10 protein-coding genes are annotated in these 12,437 nt (G+C 46.1%); 4 read left to right on the forward strand and 6 right to left on the reverse strand.

All coding sequences use genetic code 11. The features are described from left to right. Position 1 precedes the first annotated feature (1 nt). Entirely contained in the window at positions 2-2,155 is a 2,154-nt protein-coding gene (locus tag ACOJRU_RS10205; protein ID WP_421131643.1) for an FAD-dependent oxidoreductase, read from the reverse strand. An 18-nt stretch (positions 2,156-2,173) separates the two neighbouring features. Next, positions 2,174-4,519: a TonB-dependent receptor gene (locus ACOJRU_RS10210; protein WP_421131644.1), complete on the reverse strand. Its 2,346-nt coding sequence runs from the start codon at positions 4,517-4,519 to the stop codon at positions 2,174-2,176. Positions 4,520-4,674: 155 nt separating this feature from the next. Here ACOJRU_RS10210 and ACOJRU_RS10215 point away from each other — a divergent pair, with 155 nt between their 5' ends. Next, positions 4,675-5,085, forward strand: coding sequence for a hypothetical protein (locus ACOJRU_RS10215; RefSeq protein ID WP_421131645.1), 411 nt, complete (start codon positions 4,675-4,677; stop codon positions 5,083-5,085). 7 nt (positions 5,086-5,092) lie between these two features. Here ACOJRU_RS10215 and ACOJRU_RS10220 read toward each other — a convergent pair whose 3' ends face one another. Further along, a complete protein-coding gene (locus ACOJRU_RS10220) occupies positions 5,093-5,560 on the reverse strand; it encodes an EVE domain-containing protein (protein ID WP_421131646.1) in 468 nt (155 codons plus the stop codon). Between the two features lie 223 nt (positions 5,561-5,783). On the opposite strand from ACOJRU_RS10220, the gene ACOJRU_RS10225 reads away from it, so the two are divergent. Then, positions 5,784-7,982, forward strand: a complete 2,199-nt coding sequence (locus ACOJRU_RS10225; protein ID WP_421131647.1) for a YgiQ family radical SAM protein — start codon at positions 5,784-5,786, stop codon at positions 7,980-7,982. 50 nt (positions 7,983-8,032) lie between these two features. On the opposite strand, the gene ACOJRU_RS10230 is transcribed toward ACOJRU_RS10225, so the two are convergent. From ACOJRU_RS10230 to ACOJRU_RS10240, 3 genes are all read right to left on the reverse strand, one after another. Next, entirely contained in the window at positions 8,033-8,422 is a 390-nt protein-coding gene (locus tag ACOJRU_RS10230; RefSeq protein ID WP_421131648.1) for a hypothetical protein, read from the reverse strand. Beyond that, entirely contained in the window at positions 8,422-10,098 is a 1,677-nt protein-coding gene (locus ACOJRU_RS10235; protein ID WP_421131649.1) for a S41 family peptidase, read from the reverse strand. The genes ACOJRU_RS10230 and ACOJRU_RS10235 overlap by 1 nt, the downstream gene beginning before the upstream one ends. A 149-nt stretch (positions 10,099-10,247) precedes the next feature. Further along, complete coding sequence (locus tag ACOJRU_RS10240; RefSeq protein WP_421131650.1) at positions 10,248-11,333, reverse strand: SMP-30/gluconolactonase/LRE family protein; 1,086 nt, start codon at positions 11,331-11,333, stop codon at positions 10,248-10,250. A 254-nt stretch (positions 11,334-11,587) separates the two neighbouring features. On the opposite strand from ACOJRU_RS10240, the gene ACOJRU_RS10245 reads away from it, so the two are divergent. Together ACOJRU_RS10245 and ACOJRU_RS10250 are read left to right on the forward strand one after the other, a co-directional pair. Further along, positions 11,588-12,166 (forward strand): demethoxyubiquinone hydroxylase family protein, encoded by a 579-nt coding sequence (locus tag ACOJRU_RS10245; RefSeq protein ID WP_421131651.1) that lies wholly within the window; start codon positions 11,588-11,590, stop codon positions 12,164-12,166. 50 nt (positions 12,167-12,216) lie between these two features. After that, the gene (locus ACOJRU_RS10250; protein ID WP_421131652.1) at positions 12,217-12,408 is read left to right on the forward strand and encodes a hypothetical protein; all 192 of its coding nucleotides are present in this window, start codon (positions 12,217-12,219) and stop codon (positions 12,406-12,408) included. Positions 12,409-12,437 lie beyond the last annotated feature (29 nt).

Genomic DNA, 12,437 nt, shown 5'->3' on the forward strand with positions numbered 1-12,437 from the left:
ACTAACCTCTCCTGAAGGTGTGGAACTTCTCAACATAACTAAGAAGTTTCTCAGGCGCATTAGCACGCTTCCAGTTACCAGCCGCATATTTAGCGCCCTCGGCCCACGTCGGGTAAGTATGAATGGTGCCCAATATTTTATTGAGTCCTAAGTCATGCTTCATGGCAATAACAAACTCTGCAAGCAAGTCGCCAGCGTGTTCCGATACTATTGTCACACCTAATATTTTGTCTTTACCAGGTGGTGTAAGTACTTTAATGAATCCCTTGCGTGCGCTTTCAGCCACAGCGCGGTCAAGTTCAGCAAACTCGTATCGGGTTACCTCTACATCAATGCCCTGCTCGTTAGCATCGGCCTCGTTTAGACCAACACGCGCAACTTCTGGGTCGATAAAGGTCGTCCACGGGATCACACTGTAATCCACTTTGAATTTTTTAAACGTACCGAAAAGCGCATTAACGGCTGCATACCAAGCTTGGTGTGCGGCAACATGCGTAAATTGATAAGGGCCAACTACATCGCCCGCCGCAAATATGTTTGGCATTAAAGTTTGTAAATACTCGTCGGTTTCGATAGTTCGGTCAAAACGAATACCTAATTCTTCTAACCCAAAACCGTTCAAGCGCGCTTTTCTACCTACGGCAATGATGACTTCGTCGTATTCGAGCGCAACTTCTTTACCCTCTTTACTTACGATAAGGAATTTCTTGTCGTCCCGTTGTTCGAATCTAAGCGCGTCGTGCTGCGTTAATACGTTCACGCCGCTTTCTCGCAATACCGTTTCAGCAAATTCTGCAACGTCAGCATCTTCACGCCCCATCAAACGTGCGGTGCGTTCAACCTGCATAACTTCACTGCCTAGACGGGCAAAAGCTTGCGCTAACTCACATCCAATTGGACCACCGCCAAGCACAATAAGCTTTTTAGGCGCGTCATCTAATTTTGCGAACTTTGTCCACAGGGTATCGGAGGTAACATAGCCACTGCCCTCAATACCAGGTAGTTCCGGTACAAAAGGACTTGCGCCAGTGGCAACGACAATATTTTTAGTGGTTAAGGTTTGCGTAGCCCCGTCGTTTGTTTTTATTTCAACCGTCCATGGGTCGATGATTTTGGCGTAGCCTTTTACCACATCTACCCCTAGGTTAGTGTAACGCTCTACGCTGTCATTCGGTGCAATAGCAGCAATAACGTCATGCACTCGCGTCATTACTTTTTTAAATGATAACGTTGGCTCAACAGCATCTAAGCCATAGTCATCAGCATGGCGCATTTGCTTAGCCACTTTTGCGGTTTTTATTATCGCTTTGCTAGGTACACAACCATAGTTAAGACAATCGCCCCCCATCTCGCCTGCTTCAACAAGGGTAACCTTTGCTTTTACCGCAGCAGCAATATAGCTGGTGACTAATCCACCTGCGCCCGCACCAATAACCACAAGGTTACGGTCAAACTTACTTGGCTTTGTATACCCTTTATAAACGCGACGACGGTTAATAAACCCAACAATCGCTTTCGCTATCCAAGGGAAAATACCAAGTAAAACAAATGAAAGAATAAGACCTGGTGAAACAATGCCTGACAAACTTTCGATTTGCGCAAGCTGCGTACCCGCATTCACATAAACCACGGTGCCTGCCAACATACCTATTTGGCTAACCCAATAGAAGGTCCAGGTTTTTAGGCTGGTTAGGCCCATTAACAGGTTAATTAAGAAGAAGGGAAATACCGGTACTAACCGTAGCGTAAACAGGTAAAAAGCGCCCTGTTTTTCTACCCCTTCGTCAATTTTCTTTAGTTTTTCTTTAAATTTATTGCGTACCGTATCTCGCAAAATAAAGCGCGAGACTAAAAACGCCAACGTTGCACCGACACTAGATGCGAACGACACAATCACTAAACCTTGCAGCAGGCCAAATAGTGCGCCCGCCGCCAATGTTAGAATTGCTGCACCAGGCAGCGACAGTGCAGTAACCGCAACGTAAATAGCGAAAAAAGTACCGATACTCAGTACCGGGTTTGCCGCTATTTGCGATTGGAACGTATCAAGGGAACTTTTCATTCCCTCTAACGTTAAATAGGTATTTAAGTCGAAGTAAAAGAAGCCAAATATCGCTGACGCAATAACAGCTAATAGCGCGAGTTTCTTTATCATAATATTTATCCTAAGCGCTTAAAATGCGTATTGAATGGTGACTTGAGCATGGCGTGGCACGTTTGGCATAACCAAGGTCGCACCGAAATATCCACCTTCAAACAACGGTTGCCAATTCTCTTCATCAGTTACGTTAATAATATCAAGGCGCAAGCGCAATTGATCATTAACAGCATAGTCGGCATTCACGTCAATTGAGTGTTGATCGCGAATATTAACCGTCTGTAGAAAGTCCAGTGGAAATGACTTCGTGTAAAGCGCACTGGCTCCAACTTGAAGATCGTCTGTTAGCTGCCAGCCCGCATTTAGCGATACCATCTGTGGTGGTATGCCTTGAACACGGCTATTAGACGGTGCAAATGCCGCGAACGAAGGCGACCCTACACCCGACCCGACAATAATATCTGGGCGGCTATTATCAAACGCATCGGACACCTGTGGCGTACCTTGAAACGCAGCGGAGTTATCGAATCGTGCATCAAGGTAACTGTATGCAGCATTCACCCACACATCATCACCTTGATAAAACAACTGCAGTTCAGCACCTTGCGTTTTCACGCCGCTGTTGCTGCCATCGCGATTACGTAAACTACGAGTTTGATCAAACACAGACGCTTCAGCATACCATGTGCTGTTTGGCGCATATTTCACCCCAACTTCATACAGCGTATTTTCGGTCGCGAAGTTAAGTGGATTTATTTCGTTGTTACCGCCTAATACAGTACCGCCTGCCATACTGTTTGACGTAGCGTCATTTTCTGAGAACGCTGCATAAATATTAACGGCGTTCGTTAGTTTATATACCGCACTTAACTGAATGCTAGTAAGCGTATCACTGTAGCTATCAGATGCCGCATCGACGCCCTCAGGTGCTAACGGATCGCGCGCTTCCACATCGTAATAGTCAACACGTGCTCCCGCTATGGTCGAAAGTTTATCTGTCCAGCGCGAGCGCTGCTGCACAGCAAGGCCGGTCTGCCAAGATGTTGAGTCTGTCGTATCTGACAAGTTGAAGTCACCCGCACCATCACCATCTAGGTCGTATTGCGCACCGGGTGATACAAATACGCCAGGGCGTAACTCAATTAAACGCGCTTTTTGTGCATCGGTAAGTGGAATTTCTCTGTTCGACAACGGCCCAGTTAAATCGATAGGGTTATCGGCTTCAGTAGTAAACTGGCTATAACCCAACACATCGTTGTAGCGAAATGCCAGGCCAAATGATGTGGTCTGTGCGTCTGACCACGTGTAATCGACTTCGGTACGATTTTCAAATGTGTCTGCACCATCAATGATTTCAACAAAGCTGTTTTGCGCAATCTCTTCACGTTCTAGGTACTGATAATACGTAATATTTCTGAGCGTTATATTATCGGCATATTGATAATCGACACTGCTTCTTAGCACCGTTGTTTCTGCACCGTTGATATCGTTTGGATTCGTGAATACACGATTGCGTGGAATACGCACCTCGCCCGTTGGCGAGATAACCGCGCCCGCTCCTGGCACGGTGCTGCCGTTTGGCTGTACACCTTGCCCAGTAATATAGATACCGTTATCAATGAGATTTTGCGTCGGACGGTTAATGCCTGCGTTATCGGGGTAATCGGTATCGTAATATTCAGCGCTCACATCCCACGTCAGTGCATTACTTGGTGCATAGCGATAAGCAATAAACACATTGGTGCTTTCCCGCTCTGCGAAGTCGTAAAAACTGCCATGGTCGAGGTATTCAGCGCTAACGCGTATACCGCTTTTACCTTCGTCGATAGCTGTACCGTAATCAACTTGTGCAGAGTACTGATCCCATCGACCAGCCCGCAACGTTACTTTGCCTGATGAATCTGTGATTGGCGCCACTTTCGTTTGCAGGTTTACAAAACCGCCATTGCGTTGCGTACTTCCAAAAAGCACCGGCGACGGCCCTTTTACAATATCTATCTGTTCTACGCTATTAAACGATAATGGAAGCCCGAAACCGTTGTTCCCCGCTTGTCGGCGAACGCCGTCTTGGAAAAGTTCGCCTAACTGCCCGCGAATACTCGGTAAGCTTGGTGTACCAAACCCGCTTGACGCATACGCATTAGGTGCCGCTTTTACAATGTCGTGCAAATCGACAATATTAAGCGCTTCCATTGCTTCAGATGATAGTGATGTCACCGAACGTGGCGTGTCAGCAGCAGATAGCCCTGCGCCAAAAATACCTTTTAAAACATTATCGCCGGGGTTTAAATTACTTAGCGAGCCTTTGTTACCTGTAACTTCAACGACTTCAATATCGCGCTCTGCACCGTCTTGTGCATAAATACCTTGGCTTACCGCTAGCGCGAGTGAACTCACAGCGAGAACAACTACTTTTTTCATTACCACTTCCATCATTATTATTTCTTGTTTGAATAGACCGATACGTTATAAAAAAAATTTCAGAACATGTTTTTTTTCATAAAAGTACGTTCTCATGAAATTTAATTCGTGAACGACCGTTCATATAGATTCAACTAAAGACAAACGGAGCAGACATGCAACATTCGAACGCCTTAACAACACGCCTTAGCTGGGCACTACTTTCTCTTCGCATAACTATTTTCATTGTTATGTTTGTGTGGACATTGGACAAATTTGTTAATCCAGCCCACGGCATGAAAATTTTTGAGATTTTCTATGGTATTTCAGGCGTACCGGAAATGGCCGTATACGTGCTTGGCGCGCTCCAGCTTGCTTTGGTTTTATCGTTTTTAGCCGGCCTTGCCAAACGTTACACCTATGGCGCCATATTTGTATTACATGGCGCATCTACCCTGTCGTCGTTTCCACAATATCTAGACGCGTTCAACAACTTACTCTTTTTTGCCGCTTGGCCTATGTGGGGTGCGTGCTTTGCGCTATTTTTACTGCGCGACGCCGATACCCGCTTTACGCTAGGCAAATAATGCCAAACTAGCGTTTTGTAGCAGCAGCGTAAAGCTGCTGCCACTCTTGTTCACTTACCGGCATAATTGACAGCCTATGACCCCGCTTAACCAGTCCTAACTCGGTTATCTCAGGCATCGCTTTAATTACCTTAAGCGGCAGTACCGATGAAAACTTTTCCTGAAATTTCACATCGACACGAAACCATTTAGGCTCTTCTTGGCTCGATTTAGGGTCGTAGTAATCCGATTCAGGGTTAAACTGTTCACTGTCTGGGTACCCTTCTTTCACTACGTTAGCAACACCAGCAATACCTACTGCTTTGCAACTAGAGTGATAAATAAATACGCAGTCACCCTCTTTTACATCATCACGCAAAAAGTTTCGCGCTTGATAGTTTCTTACGCCATCCCATGGTTCGGTTTGGTCTGGCCTTGACGCTAAATCGTCGATGCCAAAGGTGTCGGGCTCAGTTTTAAATAACCAGTAGTTCATGTGTATCTCTAAATTACTATGTGTATCAGTACGTTGTTACACGTTAATCACCCAAGTATACAAGCAGATTAAATTATTGATACCACTATACCGCCATATTGAATGAACTGTTATAATATCAATTCTTGTCTTGGTACTTCATGTAGGCATTGCGCACTATTACATAGCGTTTTTACATGGGTTATCCCACAGACCCAACTCTTTATTTCAATGTGTGAATGTTATGCAAGCCACCATAAAGGCCGATCGCGGTCTATTTTCTTATCCAAAATATTGGCCACACTGCTACGGCACAGCGCCTTTCTTACCCATGTCAAAAGAAGAGATGGACGCGCTCGGCTGGGATAGCTGTGACGTTATACTGGTAACAGGTGACGCGTATGTCGACCACCCAAGCTTTGGTATGGCGGTCATTGGGCGCGTACTCGAAGCGCACGGCTTTAGAGTCGGTATTATTTCTCAACCCGATTGGAAGAGCAAAGACGACTTCATGAAGTTAGGCAAGCCTAACCTCTATTTTGGTGTAACGGCTGGCAACATGGACTCCATGATTAACCGGTATACGTCTGATAAAAAGCTTCGCCACGACGACGCTTACACCGCAGGAAATGTAGGCGGAAAACGTCCAGATCGCGCGGTAAACGTTTATTCTCAGCGTTGCCGAGAAGCGTTCAAAGGTGTGCCGGTTATTGCAGGTGGTATTGAAGCAAGCCTTCGTCGCATTGCACATTATGACTACTGGAGCGAGAAAGTACGCCGCTCAGTACTGTTCGACTCAAAAGCAGACATGTTGTTTTTTGGTAACGCAGAGCGACCATTAATTGAAGTGACGCACCGTTTAGCCGCGGGCGATAACATTGCCGACATTCGCGATGTTCGCGGTACGGCCATAATCGTAAAAGAAGCGTTGCCAGAATGGCAAGGGGTAGATTCTACGTCGCTTGATAGACCCGGTAAAATTGACCCTATTCCTAGCCCCTATCAGATGGAGCCTGAGTGTGATTCTCAGGATAAAGACCCGAAAAGTTCAGAAGCCCCCGACGCGGCACCAATTGTTATTCAGCCGCCAGAGAAACGTAAACCTTGGGAAAATGTTTACGTAAAACTTCCTGCTTATGAAACAGTAAAAGACAACAAAACCTTGTATGCCCATACCTCTCGTATTTTGCATCAAGAGACAAACCCCGGCTGTGCCAGAGCGTTAATGCAACGCCACGGCGACAGACACATTTGGATTAACCCACCCGCCATGCCGTTAGAAACGGAAGAAATGGACGCAGTATTCGACTTGCCGTACCAGCGCGTACCTCACCCCGTCTACGGCGACGCTAAAATTCCAGCGTATGACATGATTCGTTTTAGTATAAACATCATGCGTGGGTGTTACGGAGGCTGCACGTTCTGCTCTATCACTGAGCATGAAGGTAGAATTATTCAAAGCCGTTCGGAAGACTCAATTATTCGTGAAATTGAACAAATTCGCGATACCGTACCTGGGTTTACAGGGGTTATTTCCGATTTAGGTGGCCCTACCGCGAACATGTATCGATTACGCTGTAAAAGCCCGAAGGCAGAGGCTACATGCCGTCGCCCTTCCTGCGTATACCCCAGCATTTGTGCTCACATGGACACCGATCACAAACCGACTATCGATTTGTATCGCCGGGCACGAAACTTACCCGGTATAAAGAAAGTATTGATTGCGTCGGGCGTACGCTACGACCTTGCAGTTGAAGACCCTGAATATGTAAAAGAATTAGCGCTTCACCATGTAGGCGGCTACTTAAAAATAGCCCCAGAACATACCGAAGACGGCCCGCTTACTAAAATGATGAAGCCGGGAATGGGCAGCTATTATCAATTCAAAGAATTGTTTGATAAGTACTCGCAAGAAGCAGGCAAAAAGCAATATCTTATCCCTTACTTTATTGCCAGTCATCCCGGAACAACAGATGAAGATATGCTTAGTTTGGCTATTTGGTTAAAAGAGAACAAGTTCAAACTTGATCAAGTACAGAACTTCTATCCTTCGCCTATGGCAACGGCAACTACTATGTACCATACCGAAGTAAACTCGCTTCGTAAGGTCACCAAAGACAGTGAAGAAGTACCGTCGGCGAAAGGTGAGATCCACAGGCGTTTGCACAAGGCAATGTTGCGATATCACGACCCGAAAAACTTTGCTCAAATACGCGATGCGTTAGTGAAAATGGGACGAGAAGACCTTATTGGTCGAGGCCCTCAGCATTTAGTACCACCGGAAACGGCCAATGAAAAACGCCAAAAGGCGACAAAAGGCCGCCGTGGTGAGCGCGCACTGACCAAACATACGGGGTTGCCCCCTACCTTTCAACGAAAAGGAAAAGGCGGTAATAAAGAGGCGCCGAAAAACGCCAACCGAAAACCCGCACATAAAAAGTAAATAAAAAGCGCCTCTAACGGCGCTTTTTTATTTCACTTTTTCACTAGCGCTCAGTGAGCGCGTTTAACGCAGTCGATAGTGGGTAGGTCAACCGTTTCGCCCTTCTCGTTATAACGCAGCTGACACATGGCCTTTAACCTTAATAACGTAAAAGAATGTGACGGATTGTTATGCCGCCCATCAATAGGAAGGCCTCGTCCATCAGAAAAGGCCTTACGCTCAATAACAACCGTCGAGTCATTAACAAAGGCATCTGATGCTAACGTAATATCCATCCCACCAAACCATTGTCCAATAGCTAACGCAAGCTGCGCCTGCTGCACATCGTTATCTGACACTAACACAGCGTGCTGCGCATGTGCTTCTTCAAATAACGTACACCCCGTGTTTAGACATACCGATACGCTAAGCACCACGACTAATTTACGTAAAGCGCGCATTATTCATTTTCCTTAATAACCATTTTCTTAATAACCATGGTATTAATTTTATTATTAAGAATTAACGTACGCGTAATAGTATCGGGCGTATCAATTGATAGTAACGGCCCGTCATACACCTTAGTTGGCGTATCTTCTAGCCCTTGAGGTGATGTGGATGCTATCGCCGGACAAGTACCCGAGGAGGAGTATTGAAGCGCTGCGGCCAGCATTGACTCTTCAGGTGAGCCTAATGCTTCAGTAAAATCGTCATTTACACTACACCCAGGTAGTTCAAAGTCAAAATTTGGCGACGCCGTTGGCATAAAGCCGTCTGCATAATCACCAAACCCCTTTTGGTTTACACCTTGGAATTGAATAGTAAAATACGTAGTACCGCAATTATCCGTAGGATAGAAACCATAAGGTTTGCCACAGGTTGAACCACCAATTTGAACGACTTCAACGTCTATTCCTCGAAGCGCATTCATTACCGCTTCACTTGCTGAACAGGTATTGTCAGTCGTTAGCACATATACGCGAGTCAATGAGAGGCTAGGTAGTGAGGCCGACAACAAACGTCCTGCACCATAATCAATTTCGTTGGCGTAAAAAGGCGTAGGCGTGATCGTTCGCCCTGTTATAGGGTCAGTCGTAGGGTGTTTGTCATTAAATTGCAGCGTTTCAAACGTGGCACCATTGGTTTGATTTGGGCCGGCTACCATATAAGAAAGCTGGGACGCTAACGCAAGCAAACCGCCGCCGTTATACCGTAAATCAATGACTAACTCCGTGACATTTTCGTTAGTAAACCGGTTAAACGTATCAATTAAGTCATCTTGCGCCGTTCGAATGAAGGTATTGAATTGAAAATAACCTGTTCTGCCGCTTTCGGTTTCCAGCACACGTACGTTTTGCACCGGCGATACTTCGATACTCGAAGAGGTCAATGATAACGAAAGCTCGGTGTTATCTAAAAGCGCAAAGGTAAACCGCGTTTCAATGCCATTTTCATCTGGAAATAAAGCCGCATTAATGGCATCAACCCCGGCTTGTGTATTGTCGTTCACAAAATCGATATCGTTGATCCCCGTAAGGCGCGCTCCTCGCGGTATGCCCATCGTGGCAGCAGGCGATCCTGGCTCTGTGTAACGCACAATTAGCGAGCGTGGTGGCGAGGCGTTTTCAAATTCCCATGACACGCCATAGCCTGACGACACACCCGTTTGGGTGAGTGTGTTGTACTCGTCGGTGGGTTGTAAAAAATGAAAATTATCTTTAGGCGTATTGCTGGCGGTTAACGCAGTGGTTTTTAGCTGCGCAAAGTAATCACCTACCGAGAAGTTTTCAGGATCATTGTCATCAACTTCGTCATACCAAAGGTACGTATTGTTTGTCCAAGACCGCAACCACAACTTCTCGTCTAACGCGCTACCGCTGGTATCTGGATACGCACTACCTGAGAACGGATCGATACCGGTTCTGGGCGCCTCACATTTCGCAATAAAGTTTGATGCGGGTTCAAACACGCCTTGTTCCCACTCAGGGCTAGTAGGCGTAGTTGGGGTAGCTGGCGGTGTGGGCGTTAAAGGGGTTGTTGGCGTGGTATCATTTGAAGCACCTCCCCCGCCGCATGCAGTAATAAGCATTGCCGAGACTATTCCTGCAATAGCAATTCCTAACTTGGTCATTTTCATTATTAACATCCTTTTAATACACTGTTGTTCTAACGCTGCACTTACATAACCAGATACAAAAGTTTGCCATATTCACAGTCCCTAAACTAGAACATATTTGTTACTGTTTTAGTATAAGCAAAGCATATTGGGTAAAAAATAACGCAGATTTAATGTGGTTTGTGCGGTAAAAAGCCAACTCCTTTGGCGGTAAGACTACTGATATACATACCGTCGTCTGTCATTATCGCACCGGTTGTGAAAGGGTATCGGCCTGCTGGGTCTTGTAGGCTTTCTAGCACTTCACCGCCCTCGCTAAGTCGTATGATGTGGCTATAAGCCTGTGCAGCTGGTCGCATAAAAGCAGGTAACCGCTGAACCATACTCCGTAGCCACGGATAAGGTGATAAACGATCGACCACCGCAGAACGTGGTGATGCAAGCCCAACGAAGAAGTTGCCACTGCGCGTTCGGCTTATATTGTCAGGAAACCCAGGAAGGTTGTCTATAAACACATCGTGCCTACCCTCCCGCTCGCCTTGAAGCCAATACCGCAGTACACGATAGCTACCGGTTTCATTAACCAGCACATAGCGGTTATCTGAGCTAAGCGCCACGCCATTAGCGAACACCAACCCATCCATAAGCACCGCTGCTTTATGGGTCGCAGGGTTATACTGAATAAGCCGACCATTTCCTTTGTGTTCAAGAATCTCGAGTAAACTAGCCGAAAGCGTGCCTTTATATTCAGATGCGGGAAACGCGGTAGTCGCATCGGTGAAGTAAATCATGCCATCGCTTGCAATATCTAGGTCATCAGCATACGTCACGGGGTTTCCCTCGACCTCATCGACCAACACGGTTACGTCACCGTCAGGCGCTATTTGCAGCAAGCCTCTTATCGCATCTGCGACAATAAGATTGCCGGCCTTATCGTATTCAATACCCAATGGCCGTCCACCAGTATTTACCCACGCCGTAAACGCATCTTGCGATGGTAATTTAGTTAATATGTCTCCAGTGTGGCTAGACACCGCTATGCTATTGTCAGCGCGCTTTGCAAAATCTTCTGGCCCATAGGTTGTCGTGCCGGCCAGCATCGGAATAAGGCTAATATCGGCTAACTTATTGTTAGGCGCAAACACGCCTTCGTACCCTAAAGACTTTGGCGCATGCCACGCCACGGGAGAGATGGGCACAGGCCAAATTAAAAGATACGCTAGCCCTGCTAACATAATAATAAGTATTGCACGCATAGTAGATTCATCATTCCAAACACATCATCAACAAATAACACGATACACGCACCATGTGTACTTTCTAATCCTAATGCTTAACTGACACCCACATTAATAGTAAGGGCGTGCTTCAGCGCAAATAGCGCCGTTCCTCTTCTCGTAAACTGCGTAGGCTTAATACATTAAAAATCAGTAATGAGTCATCGTTTATCAGCACCTGTAGCGTAACTATGTTTGCCCATTACGGTATATTCAGGAGCAGTGGAGAGGGTATGAAGGCAGGAGCACACGTAAAACGTGATAGCGCAACACAGCAACTAGACCAAGAACTACGCGCCAGTCACGCGGGTGAAACCGGTGCTGTCTTTATTTACAGAGGCGCATTAGCTGCAAACATTCTAATGAAGCCATTTCGCAGTAACAGCACTTATAGCAGGTTACAGTCATTCGCAACCCAGCACCTTAAAACAGAACAGTCTCATGTGGCAATGTTTGAAAACGAATTGCCGCATTTCAGGGGCAGTTTTCTTCTTTTGTTTTGGATAGTAGCGGGGTTTGTAACGGGCTTTTTACCTACCCTATTAGGTGCAAACTGGTTCTATTACACTATTTATTGCGTAGAACGCTTTGTGGATGAACATTATGAATCTCAATGTGCCGGCCTCGCCACGCTTGGCGCGCAATATCGTGATGTAGTAACCACCTTTAGGCAATGCCAGCAAGAAGAACAACACCACCGAGATGAAGCATTGAACGCCATGACACGACCGCCAAATAAGGTAATGAAAATGTGGGGAGCGATGGTTGATAACGGTTCTAAAGTCGCAGTAAGCGTTGCGAAAAGGATATAAATAGCCCTATCGAACACGCTGCACGTGGAAGGAATGAATAAGAGCGTCTTATGGAAAAAGTAAAAAGAGTGCGCGCGCCTAAACCTTGTAATCAGTGCGGTATTGAAAGCGACGTATTATTTCGAGTTCGAACCGCAGGCAATGCGTCGTGGAAACTTATCTGTAAAGCGTGTCAAATGAAGGTAAAAAACGAATTAAATTACGAATACGGCGGCACGTGGAAACGAAACAAACGCAATTAGTAGCAATAGCGAATTGCTGGTTGCACACT

It is taken from the genome of Alteromonas algae, assembly GCF_049117195.1.
In the GTDB taxonomy this organism is placed as follows: domain Bacteria; phylum Pseudomonadota; class Gammaproteobacteria; order Enterobacterales; family Alteromonadaceae; genus Alteromonas.

Excerpts from the sequence above, each read along its gene's own strand:
- ACOJRU_RS10245 (WP_421131651.1), top strand. The coding sequence starts at position 11,588 with ATGAAGGCAGGAGCACACGTAAAACGTGATAGCGCAACACAGCAACTA.
- ACOJRU_RS10235 (WP_421131649.1), bottom strand. The coding sequence starts at position 10,098 with ATGAAAATGACCAAGTTAGGAATTGCTATTGCAGGAATAGTCTCGGCA.
- ACOJRU_RS10240 (WP_421131650.1), bottom strand. The coding sequence starts at position 11,333 with ATGCGTGCAATACTTATTATTATGTTAGCAGGGCTAGCGTATCTTTTA.
- ACOJRU_RS10250 (WP_421131652.1), top strand. The coding sequence starts at position 12,217 with ATGGAAAAAGTAAAAAGAGTGCGCGCGCCTAAACCTTGTAATCAGTGC.
- ACOJRU_RS10215 (WP_421131645.1), top strand. The coding sequence starts at position 4,675 with ATGCAACATTCGAACGCCTTAACAACACGCCTTAGCTGGGCACTACTT.
- ACOJRU_RS10225 (WP_421131647.1), top strand. The coding sequence starts at position 5,784 with ATGCAAGCCACCATAAAGGCCGATCGCGGTCTATTTTCTTATCCAAAA.
- ACOJRU_RS10210 (WP_421131644.1), bottom strand. The coding sequence starts at position 4,519 with ATGAAAAAAGTAGTTGTTCTCGCTGTGAGTTCACTCGCGCTAGCGGTA.
- ACOJRU_RS10205 (WP_421131643.1), bottom strand. The coding sequence starts at position 2,155 with ATGATAAAGAAACTCGCGCTATTAGCTGTTATTGCGTCAGCGATATTT.
- ACOJRU_RS10220 (WP_421131646.1), bottom strand. The coding sequence starts at position 5,560 with ATGAACTACTGGTTATTTAAAACTGAGCCCGACACCTTTGGCATCGAC.
- ACOJRU_RS10230 (WP_421131648.1), bottom strand. The coding sequence starts at position 8,422 with ATGCGCGCTTTACGTAAATTAGTCGTGGTGCTTAGCGTATCGGTATGT.